Source organism: Mesorhizobium sp. P2_F7, from assembly GCF_056403695.1.
Map to the genome: position 1 here is coordinate 19,408 of NZ_JBFUFA010000007.1, position 16,278 is coordinate 35,685.

General features: G+C 63.1%; 18 protein-coding genes and 1 pseudogene. 8 read left to right on the forward strand and 11 right to left on the reverse strand.

The annotated features are described in order from the left end of the window. Positions 1–61: 61 nt before the first annotated feature. The gene (locus tag AC1DZ8_RS21960) at positions 62–304 is read left to right on the forward strand and encodes a hypothetical protein (protein ID WP_477301420.1); all 243 of its coding nucleotides are present in this window, start codon (positions 62–64) and stop codon (positions 302–304) included. A 6-nt stretch (positions 305–310) separates the two neighbouring features. Here AC1DZ8_RS21960 and AC1DZ8_RS21965 read toward each other — a convergent pair whose 3' ends face one another. After that, positions 311–787: an Lrp/AsnC family transcriptional regulator gene (locus AC1DZ8_RS21965; RefSeq protein ID WP_477301418.1), complete on the reverse strand. Its 477-nt coding sequence runs from the start codon at positions 785–787 to the stop codon at positions 311–313. A gap of 146 nt (positions 788–933) precedes the next feature. Between AC1DZ8_RS21965 and AC1DZ8_RS21970 the strand changes: the two genes are divergently transcribed. Continuing rightward, on the forward strand, positions 934–2,037 hold the full coding sequence (locus AC1DZ8_RS21970; protein ID WP_477301416.1) for a 1-aminocyclopropane-1-carboxylate deaminase: 1,104 nt from the start codon (positions 934–936) through the stop codon (positions 2,035–2,037). Positions 2,038–2,100: 63 nt separating this feature from the next. Here the strand turns inward: AC1DZ8_RS21970 and AC1DZ8_RS21975 are convergent, their stop codons facing one another. Genes AC1DZ8_RS21975 through AC1DZ8_RS21985 form a run of 3 tightly spaced genes read right to left on the reverse strand, consistent with a single transcriptional unit; the run spans position 2,101 to position 5,282 of the window. Then, complete coding sequence (locus AC1DZ8_RS21975) at positions 2,101–3,369, reverse strand: hypothetical protein (protein WP_477301414.1); 1,269 nt, start codon at positions 3,367–3,369, stop codon at positions 2,101–2,103. Between the two features lie 57 nt (positions 3,370–3,426). After that, the gene (locus AC1DZ8_RS21980) at positions 3,427–4,155 is read right to left on the reverse strand and encodes a hypothetical protein (RefSeq protein WP_477301412.1); all 729 of its coding nucleotides are present in this window, start codon (positions 4,153–4,155) and stop codon (positions 3,427–3,429) included. A 14-nt stretch (positions 4,156–4,169) separates the two neighbouring features. Beyond that, a complete protein-coding gene (locus AC1DZ8_RS21985) occupies positions 4,170–5,282 on the reverse strand; it encodes an endonuclease/exonuclease/phosphatase family protein (protein ID WP_477301410.1) in 1,113 nt (370 codons plus the stop codon). A gap of 167 nt (positions 5,283–5,449) precedes the next feature. Here AC1DZ8_RS21985 and AC1DZ8_RS21990 point away from each other — a divergent pair, with 167 nt between their 5' ends. Then, a complete protein-coding gene (locus tag AC1DZ8_RS21990) occupies positions 5,450–6,040 on the forward strand; it encodes a BA14K family protein (RefSeq protein WP_477301408.1) in 591 nt (196 codons plus the stop codon). Positions 6,041–6,211: 171 nt separating this feature from the next. Further along, positions 6,212–6,496, forward strand: coding sequence for a PilZ domain-containing protein (locus AC1DZ8_RS21995; protein ID WP_477301406.1), 285 nt, complete (start codon positions 6,212–6,214; stop codon positions 6,494–6,496). An 87-nt stretch (positions 6,497–6,583) separates the two neighbouring features. Here the strand turns inward: AC1DZ8_RS21995 and ilvC are convergent, their stop codons facing one another. Together ilvC and AC1DZ8_RS22005 are read right to left on the reverse strand one after the other, a co-directional pair. Then, the gene (ilvC, locus tag AC1DZ8_RS22000; protein ID WP_112394672.1) at positions 6,584–7,603 is read right to left on the reverse strand and encodes a ketol-acid reductoisomerase; all 1,020 of its coding nucleotides are present in this window, start codon (positions 7,601–7,603) and stop codon (positions 6,584–6,586) included. 25 nt (positions 7,604–7,628) lie between these two features. Further along, the gene (locus AC1DZ8_RS22005; protein ID WP_477301404.1) at positions 7,629–8,282 is read right to left on the reverse strand and encodes a TetR/AcrR family transcriptional regulator; all 654 of its coding nucleotides are present in this window, start codon (positions 8,280–8,282) and stop codon (positions 7,629–7,631) included. 151 nt (positions 8,283–8,433) lie between these two features. On the opposite strand from AC1DZ8_RS22005, the gene AC1DZ8_RS22010 reads away from it, so the two are divergent. Then, positions 8,434–8,865, forward strand: a complete 432-nt coding sequence (locus tag AC1DZ8_RS22010) for an anthrone oxygenase family protein (RefSeq protein WP_477301498.1) — start codon at positions 8,434–8,436, stop codon at positions 8,863–8,865. Between the two features lie 18 nt (positions 8,866–8,883). Here AC1DZ8_RS22010 and AC1DZ8_RS22015 read toward each other — a convergent pair whose 3' ends face one another. After that, a complete protein-coding gene (locus AC1DZ8_RS22015; RefSeq protein ID WP_477301402.1) occupies positions 8,884–9,342 on the reverse strand; it encodes a MarR family winged helix-turn-helix transcriptional regulator in 459 nt (152 codons plus the stop codon). A gap of 98 nt (positions 9,343–9,440) precedes the next feature. On the opposite strand from AC1DZ8_RS22015, the gene AC1DZ8_RS22020 reads away from it, so the two are divergent. Together AC1DZ8_RS22020 and AC1DZ8_RS22025 are read left to right on the forward strand one after the other, a co-directional pair. Next, positions 9,441–9,746 (forward strand): Rieske (2Fe-2S) protein, encoded by a 306-nt coding sequence (locus AC1DZ8_RS22020; RefSeq protein ID WP_477301400.1) that lies wholly within the window; start codon positions 9,441–9,443, stop codon positions 9,744–9,746. Between the two features lies 1 nt (position 9,747). Further along, positions 9,748–10,488, forward strand: a complete 741-nt coding sequence (locus AC1DZ8_RS22025; protein WP_477301398.1) for a glutathione S-transferase family protein — start codon at positions 9,748–9,750, stop codon at positions 10,486–10,488. Here AC1DZ8_RS22025 and AC1DZ8_RS22030 read toward each other — a convergent pair. Next, positions 10,451–11,686: pseudogene (locus AC1DZ8_RS22030) on the reverse strand (FAD-dependent oxidoreductase); the annotation flags it as partial. The gene AC1DZ8_RS22025 and the pseudogene AC1DZ8_RS22030 sit on opposite strands and share 38 nt — an antisense overlap. A 75-nt stretch (positions 11,687–11,761) precedes the next feature. Next, positions 11,762–12,169, reverse strand: a complete 408-nt coding sequence (locus tag AC1DZ8_RS22035) for a winged helix-turn-helix transcriptional regulator (RefSeq protein WP_352584038.1) — start codon at positions 12,167–12,169, stop codon at positions 11,762–11,764. Positions 12,170–12,305: 136 nt separating this feature from the next. On the opposite strand from AC1DZ8_RS22035, the gene AC1DZ8_RS22040 reads away from it, so the two are divergent. Next, positions 12,306–13,196 carry an SDR family oxidoreductase gene (locus AC1DZ8_RS22040; RefSeq protein ID WP_477301395.1) on the forward strand — a complete coding sequence of 297 codons (891 nt, stop codon included), beginning with the start codon at positions 12,306–12,308 and terminating at the stop codon, positions 13,194–13,196. A 48-nt stretch (positions 13,197–13,244) separates the two neighbouring features. Here the strand turns inward: AC1DZ8_RS22040 and AC1DZ8_RS22045 are convergent, their stop codons facing one another. Both AC1DZ8_RS22045 and AC1DZ8_RS22050 read right to left on the reverse strand, forming a co-directional pair. Further along, positions 13,245–14,285: an SDR family oxidoreductase gene (locus tag AC1DZ8_RS22045; protein ID WP_477301393.1), complete on the reverse strand. Its 1,041-nt coding sequence runs from the start codon at positions 14,283–14,285 to the stop codon at positions 13,245–13,247. Positions 14,286–14,320: 35 nt separating this feature from the next. Next, entirely contained in the window at positions 14,321–16,240 is a 1,920-nt protein-coding gene (locus AC1DZ8_RS22050) for a potassium transporter Kup (RefSeq protein ID WP_477301391.1), read from the reverse strand. Between the last annotated feature and the right edge of the window lie 38 nt (positions 16,241–16,278).

Below are 16,278 nucleotides of genomic sequence, written 5' to 3' on the forward strand. Positions count from 1 at the left end.
AACGCTGTCATCGTCCGATCCACGATGCTAGGGAAATGCATCTCTGGTCGAGGAATGGGCGATGAGCAAGAAGGTGCGATTGATCCTGGCGATGGTGATCATCGAAGGCGCCCTTGCCGGCATCTGGTGGTATCTCGCCCGCTACGGCATGGCCAATCCCGATCGCGTCACAGCCGATTTTCAGGGCGTCGTCGGCCAGACGATGGGCACGGCGATGGGTGGGTTGCTGGGGCTCGGCCTTATCTTGTTTGTCGTCGCCGCCCGCAACGACCGCAAGGCAGCGCAGCAAAAGGCGCAGCGCTGAAGCCTGTCAGAACGGCAGCCGCGCATTCTCCTTGACCTCCTTCATGACGAAAAAGGTCCTTGTTTGCCGAACGCCCGGCAGCGCAATCAGCTTCTGCCCATGCAGCTTGTTGAAATCCGCCATGTCGCGGACCCTGATCTTCAGGAGATAGTCGAAGTCGCCGGCAACGAGATTGCAGTCCAGCACCTCCTTGAGTTCGAGCACGGCCGCTTCGAAAGCGGCGAAGCTTTCCGGTGTCGAACGGTCGAGCACGACGCCGACCATGACCAGCGCGCCAAGCCCGACCGCAACGGGCGCGATCTCCGCCCTCACCCCGGTGATGTAGCCCTCCTCGAACAGGCGCTGCGTGCGACGGTGACAGGTCGCGGCGCTGACATTGACGCGGGCCGCCAGCTCCGCATTGGTCAGCCGTCCCTCGGCCTGCAGGGCGCGCAGGATTTTCACGTCGATGCGGTCAAGAGCTTGTGTGGAAGATTCTTCCATTTTGATAGACCTCTGTGGACGATATAAGCAATCATATCGCCCGTTTGTGAAACCTGCAAAAACCCTCGGTGCAAGTTCGAGAGCACCTTTCGCGCAATTGCGCCTATCTTCTGCCAATCGAAAACGACCATGGCGGAGACAGATCGATGTCGCTTCTCGCAAAATTCGAACGTTACCCGCTGACCTTCGGCACGACGCCGATCGAGCATCTGCCGCGGCTGAGCGCGGCGCTGGGCGGCAAGGTGCAGGTCTACGCCAAGCGCGACGACTGCAATTCCGGGCTCGCCATGGGCGGCAACAAATTGCGCAAGCTCGAATACATCGTGCCGGACGCCATTGCCTCCGGCGCCGACACGCTGGTGTCGATCGGCGGCGTCCAGTCAAACCACACCCGCATGGTCGCCGCCACCGCCGCCAAGATCGGCATGAAGTGCGTGGTCATCCAGGAGAAATGGGTGCCGCACTATGACGCCGTCTACGACCGGGTCGGCAACATCCTGCTGACGCGGCTGATGGGCGCCGACAGCCGGCTGGTCGATAACGGCTTCGACATCGGCATCCGCAAGAGCTGGGAGGATGCCATCCAGTCGGTGAAGGACGCCGGCGGCAAGCCCTACCCGATCCCGGCCGGCGCCTCGGTGCACAAATTCGGCGGGCTGGGCTATGTCGGCTTTGCCGAAGAGGTGGCGAGCCAGGAGGCCGAGCTCGGCTTCAAATTCGACTACATCATTGTCTGCGTTGTCACCGGGTCGACGCAGGCCGGCATGATCGTCGGCTTTGCCGCGCAAGGTCGCGCCGACCGCGTCATCGGCATCGACGCCTCCGGCACACTCGACCAGACCCGCGCCCAGGTCCGCCGCATCGTCGACGACACCGCCGCCCTCGTCGGACTCGGCCGCACGGTCCGCGACGACGAGATCGTCATCAACCCCGACTATGCCTATCCGGCCTACGGTGTTCCCTCTGACGAGACCAATGATGCGATCCGGCTGGCGGCCCGTACCGAGGCGATGATCACCGATCCGGTCTATGAGGGAAAGTCGATGCAGGGCCTGATCGACCTGACCCGCAAAGGCTTCTTCCCCGAGGGCGCGAAAATTCTCTACGCGCATCTCGGCGGCGCGCCGGCGATCAACGGCTACAGCTACTACTACAAGGACGATGGCGCCACGACCCGGCCGCGACCGGCAGCAAGTTCAGAACCTCGCGAAGGCACTGAACCGGAGACGCTGCCGCCGCTGTTTCCCTGACCGGTCAAGGGTCCTCGCTGCTGAATGCCAAGCAGATCTCGATGCGGCCAGAAGCCTCGACTGTCAAACGTCGCCCCTCGTCGATTCAAGATAGAATTGTTGGTGATAATAGATGAACTGATCGCCTTCAAAGATCGGCGTTGTCGTTCCAGCCGACGTACTCCAGTTCTTTGGTGCGCCTTCAGCCGGTTGATCTTCAACCGTAAAGGACGCCGGTTGACCTTCAAGCGCCTGCATTGCCTCTTCGTTTGAGGAAAAGGCCGGAGACTCAAAGCAATAAGCAAACCCTCTATTTTCTGGAATCGTCGCGCTAACGTTCAGAATATTGACCGGCGACAAGGTAGAGACATAGCTAATCCATTTGCTGGGATCTCGCGGCCATTTGGCTGCTGAAACATCACTCGTAAAAGGGTAGAAAGCTGGAGGGCCAAAGTCACGTTGACCTATCCCGGGCGGACTAGGCGTGCTGCCTCTATGGCGTAAGGCACCGTATTTCGGACGCTCGGAATCAACCCACGGCCCCGTCCCCAAAAGCTCTCCGCCATCATCTCGCGAGAAATCCGCACCGTTGAATGTTTCGCGCAATTCGACGAGCGATTTGTGGTCGGGGATCATCCAGTATTTCGGCCGATCGGCAGGCCAGTATTTTCGTACCTTTGCGCGGAGCTTTTCGGGAAGAAGCGACCGGCTGTACGCCCAGCACGATCTCCCGAACGCTGGATAGATCTTCTTCAGCCCCATCTTTTCGACGACGTCCCGCGGCTGCGCGGAATGGTACTGCTCGCGCGTCACTAGGTTGGGCTGACCATTGGTGCGGAAATCGTCAAATTCGGCTCGTGTCGCTTTGTCGACTGATGCCTGGCCGAATTTCATCAGCGAACGCGGACTGTCATAGGCTTCCTCGGCTATGTAGGCGGTGCCGAAACCCAGGGTGTTGGCGTCGTCATACACGATCATTACCGGCATGAAATCTGACGGCACATTGCCTTTCGCCGTCGTTTGGCCGTGACAAGCGTCAGGCACTCGCACCACAAGTCCCTTGCCGTCGCTCATTTGTCGGCCATAGACCGTTGGCACCAGCCCAACCTCGCGCGTGCCTGAGCCGTCCTTGTAGCCGGTGCTAACAACGTTGCAGCCGGCGACGATATCGAAATGTTGGGGCTCGCCTCGATAGGTCAGGTCGACCTTGAGGCGAAAATAGGTGCCGCTATCGACGTAGGTCCTTTCCGTGTAGGACCAGCGGCCTGTCAGGATTTGCCCGCCTGTCGTAAATGTCGCCCACAGGACGGCTATTATGACCAGCCCGACCATGATCAGCACAAGCTTCCGCACAGGTGTCCCCCGGACCAAAACGCGCGGACATCATCGCTGAGCGGTGTTAATTCCAAGTCACGGAATTTGGGAGGAATCGTTGGAAAAATGCCACTCGACCAGTGGCTTCATATGCGGCGCCAGCCCGTCGGGCAGGTCGGTGGCATGGCGGATGATCACCGGCCCCTCGATCTCCGGCTCGGCCTCGGTCGCGACGAAGGCGCGGATGCGCCGGGCAATCTCATCGGCCGGCTCGTCGACATGGTAGCGGCGGAACAGGACCGTACCGGTCGTGGTCGACAGCGCGTGGTAGCGCTTGCCGCGCGCAGCGCCCGTCAGGTCGAGCCCGGTCTCCTCGCGCACTTCGCGGATCATGTTGAAATCGACATCGACGCGGCCGTCGCGAAAATCGATCGGCTCGAACGAGCCGGCGGCGAAATAGACGCGACCGGCCATGACCGTGTGTGAGCCCATGCGGATAGCCACCAGCGCATTGTCGCCGGCGACCAGCATGGCGTGTCCGTAGGCGTGCTCGGCGCCGGTTCCCTGCCGGTTCTTTCGCCACAGCATGAAGGTCGAGTACTTCACCGCGTGGCAGCGCCCGACCAGCCGATTGTCGCGCCAGGCGAGCGCCGACAAAAGCACCACGGTGCCGTCGAACAGCGCCGGTTTGGCTTCGATCTCACGCCGCCAGTTCTCAGTGATGGCCTGCGCGTTGTCGCGCTCGAACGGATGCGGTCCCGGGTCGAGCCGCACGTCGATCTCGTCGACCGGCAGGATGACGTTGCGCGGCAGGTCGAAACTCACGCTCAGGCCCCCACTCAGGCCATGTCCAAAGTAATTGCCACAGGACAATGGTCCGAGGCCTTCGGCCGGTCCCAGCCGGCGCGCGGAAAACGCTCCACCGCCTGTCCGGCCGGAAAGATGGTGCGCCAGGGCTGACCGTTGCGGATGATGTCGGGCACGGCCGTCGCATTCTTCGCCGCCAGCCCCTTCGACAACAGGATGTAGTCGAGCTGGCACAGGTGCCGCTCCTGCGGCCCGCGCGTGTGATAGAAACTCCAGCGGTCCATCTCTGGCCGCCGCTCGACGACATTCTCGCAAAAGCCGCCGGCGGTCAGCACATTGATGCAGGACAGGCTCTCGTCGATCACCTGGAAGCGGTAGCCGTCGACGGCGTCGCCCTCGATCTTCACCCGCTGCCGGTAGTCGTTCATGTCGCCGCAGATCGCCCAGCGCTTGTCGGCGGCGTGATCCTTGCTGAAGCGCTCCTCGATGATGTGTCGTACGGCCTGCGCCTCGGCGACGCGCAGCGGCATCGTCGCCTCGCGCCCGTCGAGCCCGTTGCGCGGCGAGCCCATCGATTTGAAATGCACGAGATAGAGCGTCAGCGGCACACCGCCGATCTTGACGTCGACCTCCAGGCAATCGCGCCGGAAGACGCGCTCATTGGCCTGATGCCCGAGTTCGGCCAGTTCGGGCGTAAACAGGCCGAACTGCTCGAAGGTGGCATAGGCATGGCTGGTCATGCGCACGAATTCGATCGGCTGGCCCTGCGCGGTCTCGTTGCGCATCATCACGGCAACGTCGATGCCGCGCGAATCATTGCCGGCGGTGGTGTATTTCTGCCGGTAGCCCTCGCCCACCATCTTGAAGAGATAGCCATATTCGAACGCCTTCAGCGCCTCGATATTGTCGACCTCCTGCATGCAGATGATGTCCGCGCGGGTGGCAGCGATGGCGAGCGCCGTCAGCTGGCGCGTATCGTCGGACTGCGCAATCGCGCGCGCCTGCTCCAGCATCTTGTATTCGGCCTCGCTCTGGATGTCGAAAAGCGCCAGTGTGCGGTCTTCGTTGAGCTGGTTGCGGTAGCCGGAGAAATCGAACCTGTTCATCAGGTTTTCGACATTGAAAGTGGCGAGGCGCAGCGACATGGCCGTGACCTTTGCCTGCAAGCGGTGTCGAAAACAAGGGCCTCGCCCTTGCTCGCCAGGGTTGATGGAACCTTTCCGTTCATCCTCCGTTCAGATGGAAAGTCCCATCATCAGGCTTCTTCCCTGGGGTATTCTGGGCGTGGGGCCTGTATCGCTTGGAGAGTGCAATGAACTCGCTCTTTTCTTCCACCGTCAAATCCGGGCTCATAGCGCTCGGTCTCGTCTCGGGTCTCACGGCGCCGTCCGCCGCGGGCCCGATCCTGCAGCCAAACCTGTCGGTGCCGACAAGCACCGCTGCCCCGACGATCACCCCGGTCCGAGACGAATGGGCGGGCGGCAATGACCGCCGCTCCTTCAACGATTGGCAGTGGCGTCGCCACGACGGGCGTCGCTTTGCCCGGTCGGGCAACTGGAACAACGACAACTGGAATGGCAACGGCAACTGGAATGGCGGCGACAACTGGCGCTGGCGCCATCATCGCCATCGTCACGGCCGCGATTTTGATACCGGCGCCGCCGCGGTTCTCGGCCTCGGCCTGGGTCTYGGCCTCGGCAGCATCTACAACAACGGCTATTATAACAACTACAATGACGGCTACTACGTGCAGCCGGCGCCTCGCCGCTACTACCGCACGCAGCGTCTTTCCAGCGCCCATGTCCAGTGGTGCTACGACCGCTACCGGTCTTACCGGTCCTGGGACAACACGTTCCAGCCCTACAATGGCCCGCGCCAGCAATGCTGGTCGCCCTATAGCTGAACTATAAGCGATAATGCATGACGGCGCCGCTCCTCGCGGCGCCGTTTCCATTTGGGAGACAGGGCTGGAGACGGCCGCCGCTAACCATCTGTTTATCGGCTGCGTCTATCCATGATACGGTGCCCCCCATCTGACGATCGCGCCCGGTCCGATCGCGAAGGACGTGCCGTCATGGCCGACGACGAATTGAGAAACAAACACCGGCAGCGCGTGCTGAAAGGCGCGACGATCCTGCTCGGCCTCACCAATTCCGAGGTCAAGTGCACTGTGCGCAACATGCATGCCGGCGGCGCCGAACTGAAGGTACCGATCGACGCGCGCGTGCCGGACGAATTCCTGCTTTATGTGCCGATCGACGGCATCGGCTACAAGGCCATCGTGCGCTGGCGCCGTGACGACCGCATCGGCGTCGAGTTCACCGGCACCGAGCCGAAGCCGCACTGGCATTACGGCTGACATCTGTACCAGCTGACCGAAAAAACAGCATGAAAAAGCCGGCGGATCGCTCCGCCGGCCTTTCCTATCCAACAAGGAGGCCGAAGATTAGTTCTTCGCCTTGTCGACCAGCTTGTTCTTCGAGATCCACGGCATCATGGCGCGCAGCTTGGCGCCGACTTCCTCGATCTGGTGGCTGTCATTGTTGCGGCGGATGCCCTTGAAGCGCGACATGCCGGCGCGGTATTCCTGCATCCATTCCGAGGTGAATTTGCCGGTCTGGATGTCCTTCAGCACGCGCTTCATCTCGGCCTTGGTCTCGGCGGTGATGATGCGCGGACCCGAGACATATTCACCCCATTCGGCGGTGTTCGAGATCGAGTAATTCATGTTGGCGATGCCGCCTTCATAGATCAGGTCGACGATCAGCTTGACCTCGTGCAGGCACTCGAAATAGGCCATTTCGGGGGCGTAGCCGGCTTCCACCAGCGTCTCGAAACCGGCGCGGATCAGCTCGACCAGGCCGCCGCAGAGAACCACCTGTTCGCCGAACAGATCGGTCTCGCATTCCTCGCGGAAATTGGTCTCGATGATGCCCGAACGGCCGCCGCCGACGCCGCAGGCGTAGGACAGAGCGAGATCGAGCGCATTGCCCGATGCGTCCTGGTTGACGGCGACCAGGCACGGCACGCCGCCGCCCTTCTGGTATTCGCCGCGCACCGTGTGGCCGGGGCCTTTCGGCGCGATCATGACGACGTCGACCGAAGCCTTCGGCTCGATCAGGCCGAAATGCACGTTGAGGCCGTGCGCGAAGGCGATCGCCGCACCGTCACGGATGTTCGGGGCAATTTCGTTCTTGTAGATGTCGGCCTGCAACTCGTCGGGCGTGGCCATCATCATCAGGTCGGCCCATTTGGCGGCGTCCGCCACGCTCATCACCTTGAGGCCGTCGGCCTCGACCTTCTTGGCGGTTGCCGAGCCGGCCTTGAGGCCGATGGCGATTTCCTTGGCGCCGGAATCCTTGAGGTTGAGCGCATGCGCCCGGCCCTGGCTGCCATAGCCGATGATGGCGACCTTCTTGCCCTTGATCAGGTTGAGATCGGCATCACGATCGTAATAGACACGCATTTTGGTCTTCCTTCCCGTTTGAAGATCAGAGGCCTTTCGGCCCGGTTTTTGCTCCGAAAAGAGCGAGAAACTGTTGCGTTGCCCGGACGGCATCGCCGCCGATCGTCGCTTCAGTCAATTCCAGCCGGTCGCCGAGCAGGAGACGGATCTGCACGTCGCGGGCGACCAGTCCGAAAAAGCTGCGGAACGCCGTTTCGGCATCCGTGAAATCGAGCAGCCCGGCCTGCTTGCCGGCCAGCAGCACCGGCTTCAGCCGCCTGGCCAGCGCAAAGCGGCCATTCTCCAGCACGATGGCGCCGAGGTCGTCTTTGCCGGAACCGGCATGGCCGACCGCGACGCGGTTCAGCGCGATCGACGTGTCGCTCGAAATCACCTTCAGCCAGTCCGAGGCAAAGCCTTCAAGGCTAGCCGTCAGCGAGGCAAGATCGAGTTTTTCGCCGTCGACCGGCACCACACGCACTTTCGAGGCCTGCCACTGCACCGTCGCCGTTAGCAAACCGTCACGGTCGCCGAACCATTTGTAGAGCGTTTCCTTGGAGCAGCTGGCGCGGCGCGCCACCGCCGTCATGGTGAGATTATCGCCCTCCTCGACGAGCAGCCGCAAGGCGGCGTCGAGAACGGCCTTCTGCCGCTCCGTCAGCGTCGCGCTGGTGTCGATGTCGGGTACGATGTGCAACACGCTCTTCCCTCGGCCGGCAGGCAAGCCAGCAAATGCGGCGTGCCGTACCGTACGTTACGGTTCGCCGCTTCTATGGCGTATTGCTATCAGCCTTGCAAGCCCTATTTCTGTTCGAACGGTTCACTTCACTGATGTCGCGGGAACGACGATGCTGGCCGGATTGCTTGCCTTGACGGTCGCCGCCGTGTTCTCCGGAGCCGCCATCTATGTCAGCGTCGCCGAACAGCCGGCGCGGCTTGGCCTCGACGACAAGGCGCTGCTCAGCGAATGGCAGCCTTCCTACAAGCGCGGCGCGGCCATGCAGGCATCCATCGCCATTGTCGCCTTCGTTCTTGGCCTTATCGCCTGGTGGCAGACCGGTGGCTTCGCCTTTCTGCTCGGTGCTGTGCTGATCATCCTACCTTGGCCGTTGACGCTGATGGTCATGATGCCGACCAACAAGCTGCTGGGGGCGATGGACGCCAGCGCCGACAATCCGCAAGCCAGGGCCTTGATCGTCAAATGGGGCACTCTGCACCTAGCGCGCGCCGGACTGGGCGTGCTGGCGACGCTGGCCTTCCTCTGGGGCAGCCATCTGGCCTGACGGCTGGCCGCGGTCGCCTCAGTCCGAAGCCGGCGGCAGGCGCAGTCGGCCAAGCAATGCCGACACCATGCTCAGTTCGTCCGCGGAGAGTTTTTCGCCGACCAGCTCCGCGATCGAGCGGCCATAGACAGCCCACATCCGCCGACGCGTCTCGCGCCCTTTGGCAGTGACGCGGATGGTCTGGCCCCGGCCGTCATCGGCGACCTTCAGCTTCTCGACCAGCTCGTCGGCTTCGAGCCGGGCCAGCAGCCGCGAGATGTTGTACTGCGCAAACAGGGTGCGCTCGATCAGCTGGAACGGCCGCAGCCCACCCTCACCTGCCTCGGCAAGCTCGTGCAGCACGTCGTACCAGTCGAGCGGCGGCAAGCCACTGTCCTTCAAAGCCTGTTCGGCCTGTTCGATAAGCTGGCGCGAAACCCGCATCAGACGCGCCCAGGCCTTGATGGCGTCGGGCGAAGGCGTGGCTTTCTCGGTCATGACCACATCCTAGGCGATAGATGCAATTGCATCAAGCTTGACGATTAATGCATCTGCATCTATATAGATGCAATCGCATCAATCACCCGAGGAACCTCATGAAACACGAAATCTGCAAAGTCGCCGACGTCCCGCAGACGGGCAGCCTGATCGCACCGTTCTTCGGCCGCGAGGTCCATGTCTGGCGCAGCGGCGAGCGCATCCGCGCTGCCGCCAATGTCTGTCTGCATTTCGGCGGGCCGCTCGACTGCAAGGACGGCCGGCTGGTCTGCCAATGGCATGGCGCCGCCTTCGACATGGCATCAGGCGATCGGCTCGAAGGCCCGGCGCCAAAAGCGTCCCGTCTGCTGTTCCTGTCGACGCGCATCGAGGACGGCGCGCTGAACTATGTCTGGGGAGAGTGACATGCCAGAGAAGAATGAAATGACTGGCAAGCTCATTCTCGTCAGCCATCATCTGTGCCCCTATGTCCAGCGCGCGGCGATCTCGCTGGCGGAAAAAGGCGTGCCGTTCGAGCGGATCACCATCGACCTCGCCGACAAGCCGGACTGGTTCAAGGCGATCTCGCCGCTGGGCAAGGTGCCGCTGCTCATCGTCCAGTCCAATGGCGCGGAGACGGTGATCTTCGAATCCGCCGTCATCCTCGAATTCCTCGAGGAGACGCAAGGCAATCCGCTGCATCCCGCCGACGCTCATGACCGCGCCCGGCATCGCGCCTGGATCGAGTTCGGCTCGGCGACGCTGAACGCCATCGGCCGCTTCTACTCGGCGTCGACGGAGGCCGCCTTCCTGACGGAATCCTCGGCACTGTCGGCCATGTTCGATCGCATCGAGGACGAATTGGCAGACCAGGCCGGACCATGGTTCAACGGCGAGCGCTTCAGCCTCGTCGATGCCGTCTACGGCCCGGTCTTCCGCTATCTCGACGCCTTCGACCGGATCGGCAATTTCGGCATTCTGGACGGCAAGCCGCTGGTTCGGGCCTGGCGCAAGGCGCTGAGTGAACGCGCCTCGATCAAGGCCGCCGTGGCGCAGGACTATCCGCAACGCCTGCGACAATTCCTGCTGGCGAGAAAGTCGTTTCTGTCGACCCTGATCCCGCCGGATGGTCTCGCCAGTCCGCCTCCTCTAGCCCGATCCGCCTGAACGGATCGACCAGCGTTCCCGCCACCATCGAGGCAAGCACGCTGGGTACTGGCGGGATTTTTGCGATGGTCGCCACCAGCCTGTCGCGGAAGAAGGGCAACATCACGCCATCCGACTGGTAGAACGGCGTCAGCGCCAGCGACAGCAACTGGAAGATCCGGACATGCCATCGCCGCGCCTTGGCATAGGCTTCCAGCGCCGTCTCGACGCTGCCCGTCTGTGCCAAGGCATGGCTGAGTGCTGCCGCATCGAGCAGCGCCATGTTGGCGCCCTGCCCGAGCTGCGGGCTGGTCGAATGCGCGGCGTCGCCGATCACTGCCAGACGCCGTCCCGCCGGCAGCTTCATCGTGTGGTGGCCGTAGCGCGCCAGCGACAGCTGGTCGAAACTGTCGATCTGGCTGGTGAATGCCTCGCACGCCGGCCACAGCGCAACCAGCCTCGCCTTCCAGGCGTCGAGGCCTGCGGCCCGGACCTGTTCGACGTCGGCCGGCTTCAGGCTCCAGAAGAACGCCGCCATCTTTTCGGCGCCCGGCTGCGGCCGGCCGATCGGCAGCACGCCGATCATGACGCTGGCCTTGTCGTAGCGCTGCAGCAGCGCATTCTCATCGAATCCGTCGCGCCAGCCGAGCGACGCCCAGAACGCGCCATAGGTGAGTGGCCGCGGCTCGGCCAGGTCGTTGAGGCTCCGGCGCAGTTTCGAGCGCGCGCCGCTGGCGTCGACGACAAGGTCGAACGGCCCTGCCCTTCGGCCCCCACCCTTTCGGCTTTTGTCGAAGACCAGGCTCGCCCGCTCGCCGACCTCCAGCGTCTCGATCTCGACGCCGGTCTCGATGGCGATGCCTTGGCGCTGCGCGGCGCGGAACAGCACATTGAACAGTGCCGCCCGATGCACCGCCAGTCCGAAGCGACCGCCGGGCTGCGCATCGTAGCGGACGGCGAGCACGGTGCGGCCGGTGCTCGCATCGGCGCCATGCAAACGCTCGATGCGGCTACCCAGCGCCAGTATGTCGTCGAGGAGGCCGAGATCGGCGAGCACGCTCAGCCCGGTCGGCTGCAGGATCAGTCCCGACCCGACGGCCTTGGGTTCCTCGAAGCGTTCGAAGATGGTGGCGTTGTGCCCGGCGCGCTTGAGATAGAGCGCCGTGGCCAGCCCCGCCGGACCGGCGCCGGCAATCGCGATGTCGAGAGATTTTTCCATTGCCCGCCCAACCAATGGCCGGACAATCCTTCAGCGACCTTGCCAAATCAAGGCATTGCGGCATGCGTCAAAAAATCAACCACCGGCGTCGAACGCAGCCCGCGCGTCGCGCACCGCATCGTGGTTGAGTTCGGCCCACAGGATCAATTGATGCATGGCGCCGAACATCGAGCGTCCGAGATCGGTCAGGCTGTATTCGACGCTCGGCGGCTTGGTCGGGAACACTTCGCGATGCACATAGCCGTCGCGCTGCAGCTCGAGCAGCGTCTGGGTCAGCATGCGCTGCGAGATATCAGGAACGAGCCGCCGCAGTTCACCGAAGCGATAAGGCTTCTCCGCCAGCGCCATCGCCAGCAATGGGCTCCATTTGCCGTTGATGCCCTTGATGACGTCACGAACCGGGCAATCGCCGAAATTGGCGCCGCCCGTCATGGCCCTGTAGATCTCGATCTTCGATTTCAGATTGACGATCTTGCCGTCCATCGCTGGTTCCCTGCCTGTGCCTACCTCCCGGAAAACTGCCTTCTTTACGGCATCGGGTCAATTCCTATTTTAGTGCTGGTCTCTTTTTGAGACCACCAAGGCACCCGCCATTCCGGCGCTAAGATCAGGATCCCCCATGCCCAAAACCCTTCTCGTCACTGGCGCATCCGGCCAACTTGGCCGCGGCGTCATCAATCACCTGCTGGACACAGCAAAAGTTCCTGCAAACCGTATCATCGCCACCACCCGCACGCCCGCCAACCTCGCCGACCTTGCGGCGCGCAGGGTCACCATCCGGGCGGCCGATTTCGACGATCAGGCTTCGCTTGCCAAGGCTTTTGCCGGGGCCGACCGGGCGCTCATCATCTCGACCGACCAGGTCGAAGTGCGGGGAAAGCGGCGCGAGCAGCAGCTGGCGGCCGTCGCCGCAGCCAGGCAGGCAGGCGTCGGCCACCTGCTCTACACCTCGATGCCCAACCCGGAACCGGGCTCGCCGGTGGTCTTCGCGCCCGACCATTACGACACCGAACAGGCCATCAAGGCGAGCGGCATCCCCTACACCATCTTCCGCAACGGCTGGTATGACGAGAACCTGTTCATGGCATTGCCGCAGATCCTGGCCTCGGGCCAGTGGTACACATCCGCCGGCGATGGCGCCATTTCCTATGGCACGCGTGACGACTACGCGGCCGCGATCGCTGCCGGACTTGCCTCGGACACAGGCGAAAGCACGACCTACACGCTGACAGGTCCCAAGGCATACACTGCCGCAGAGGTCGCGGCGTTCGTCACCGAGGTCACAGCCAAGCCGATCCAGGTCATCCAGCTCTCGGACGAGGCCCTGACCGAGGGCATGAAGTCGGCCGGCCTGCCCGAATCCCTGGCCAAGGTCCTGGTGTCGTTCGATGCCGCCGCGCGCGTCGGCGACCTCGCCATGGTGACCGACGCCGTCGAAAAACTCTCCGGCCGCCAGCCAGTGCCGCTGAAGCAGTTTCTGGAGACCAACAAGGCCGCGCTGGCAGGCTAAAGTTGCGTTGCGGGACGCCGGGCCTTTGATGGTTCGGCGACCCGCAAACTATTTCGATTTCTTGAGCAGCCCAAGCCGGATCAGGCTTTCGGCGGTCGCAACGATGGCCTCTTCCCGCGACCGCGGCGCCCAGCCGAGCAGGCGCATCGCCTTGGCCCCCGTCGCGTTCCTCGCCTTGCCCAGTTCCGTCACGATCTGGGCCGCCTGGCCGTCGAAAAGTCCGACGATCCTCACCAGCCAGTCCGGCAGCACCCGCGTCGGGACGCGTGACGCCGCATTGCCCAGCCGGGCTTTCAGCGTCTGCGCAATCTCAAGCATCGTCATGAAATCGCCGCTGATGGCCAGGAACCGCTCGCCCTTGGCGAGCGGATTGGTCATGGCGCGCAGATGCAGGTCGGCCACGTCGCGCACGTCGACCACGCCGAACAGCATGCGCGGCAGGCCCGGCATCGCGCCGTCCATCAGGCGTCCTATGAATTCCGTGGAGGTCGAATGATCCGGCCCCAGGACGGGTCCGAAGATTCCAACCGGATTGACGACCGCCAGCTCCAAGGCACCGCCTTGAGCCGCAATGAAATCCCAGGCCGCCCGCTCCGCCAGCGTCTTCGATTTCACATAGGCGCTCACCTTTTCCGCCAGGTTGGTCCAGTTCTCCTCGGTGAACGGACGACCGGCAACCGGCAGCTGGCCATAGCCAACGGCAGCAAAGGACGAGGTGAGCACAACACGCTTGACGCCGGCATCGCGCGCGGCGCGCAGCACGCGCAGTGCCCCTTCGCGCGCCGGGATGATCAGATCGTCTTCATGCTTGGGCACACCGGGCGGGAACGGCGAGGCGACATGAAGAACATACTCGCATCCGGCGACCGCTGCTGGCCAGCCTGCATCGGTCATCAGATCGGCATGGGCAAAGGAAAGCGCCTCGCCTGGCTCGGCACCGCCGTCCCTAAGCATGGCGAGCACATCGGCTTCACGCTTGGCCGATCGCACGGTCGTGCGGACGCGATAGCCGGCCTTCAGGAGTTCGAGGATGCAGTGAGCGCCGAGGAAGCCGGACCCGCCGGTGACCAGCACCAATTCGCCGCTCATATCCGCCTCCCCCAATGCCTATGCGTTCAAAATCCTCAAATCGCCACCTGCGTGCCGATCTCGACCACGCGCCCGGTCGGGATCTGGAAGTACTCCGTCGCGTCGGCCGCCGTGCGGGCGAGCCCGATGAACAGCTTGTCCTGCCAAACCGGCATGCCCGAATTGGGAGACGCCTTGAGCGAGCGTCTCGACAGGAAGAACGAGGTCGTCATGATGTCGAACTTCCAGCCCTGTTTGCGGCAGATCGCCAGCGCGCGCGGAATGTTGGGCTGTTCCATATAGCCGAAGGTCAGCGTCACCCGCATAAACAGCTCGTTGACCGTCTCCATCTTGACCCGCTCGCTGTCGGGCACCAGCGGCTGCGGCGCCGTCACCACCGAGAGGATGACGTTCTGCTCGTGCAGCACCTTGTAGTGCTTCAGGCTGTGCATCAGCGCGGTCGGCGCGCTTTGCGGATCGCTGGTCAGGAACACGGCGGTGCCGGACACCAGCTGCGGTTTCTTCTTCAACAGATTGCCGGCGAGGAAATCGAGCGGGATTTCGTTACGGCGGGTTTTGTCGAAGAGATAGCGGCTGCCGCGCACCCAAGTCCACATCGCCAGCACAATGGTGAAGGCCACCGCGAGCGACGCCCAGCCACCCTCGAACACCTTGACGATGTTGGAGGCAAAGAAGCCGATGTCGATGAACATGAACACAGCCGTCATCGCCACCGCTACCCACAGCCGCCACTTCCAGATGCGCGTCATGACGACATAGAGCAGCACCGTCGTCACCAGCATGTTGCCGGTCACCGAGATGCCGTAGGCGGAGGCGAGCTTGCTCGATTCGCCGAAGCCGACCACCAAAAGCATCACCACCAGCGCCAGCAACAGGTTAACGCGCGGCATGTAGATCTGGCCGGACTGCCGTTCCGACGTGTGCAGGATTTCGAGCCGCGGCAGCATGTTGAGCTGCACCGCCTGCCGGGTCAGCGAGAAAGCCCCTGATATGACCGCCTGGCTGGCGATCACCGTTGCCGCCGTCGCCAGCACCACCATCGGGATCAGCGTCCAGCCTTCGTTCATCTCGAAGAACGGATGGCCGACAACGCCGTTCTTGGCCAGCACGAAGGCGCCCTGCCCGGCATAGTTGAGCAGCAGGCAGGGAAACACCACCGCCAGCCACGCCAGCACGATTGGCTTGCGGCCGAAATGGCCAAGATCTGCGTAAAGCGCCTCGGCGCCGGTGACGGCGAGGAAGATGGCGCCGATGGTGACGAAGGCGACGTCGGGCGAATTGATCAGGAAGGCGACGATGTAGTGCGGGCTGACCGCCCACAGGATTTCCGGATCGGCGATGATGTGGTTCAGGCCGGAAAGGCCGATGGCCAGGAACCAGACAGCGGTGATCGGGCCAAAAATCAGCGCCACGCCGCCGGTGCCGAAACGCTGCACCGAAAACAGGATCGCCAGGATGACCAGCGTCAGCGGCACGACATAGGGCTGGAAGGCCGGGGTAACGACATTCATGCCTTCGACCGCCGACAGCACCGAGATCGCCGGCGTGATGACGGCGTCGCCGAAGAACAGCGACGCACCGACAATGCCTATGGCCAGGATGATCGCCGATCGCGTCGGGAAACTGCCGCGCGCCAGCGCCATCAGCGACAGCACGCCGCCCTCGCCGCGGTTGTCGGCGCGCAACACGAAATTGATGTATTTGATGGTGACGATGATCGTCAGCGACCAGATGATCAGCGACAGCACGCCCAGAATATCGCCGCGATCCGCGACCTCGCCGCCGGACGACGCCACCAGCGCCTCGCGGAACGCGTAGATCGGGCTGGTGCCGATGTCGCCATAGACCACGCCGAGCGCGCCCAGCATCAGCACCTTGGTGCTATGCTGTTCGATTTCGGGATGGCTCGATTGTTCGACGGGTTCTGCCTCACTACCAGTATTGGTAAGGGCCATGGACGACACTCCGATAAGCGCGCGGTGCTCTACGCTTG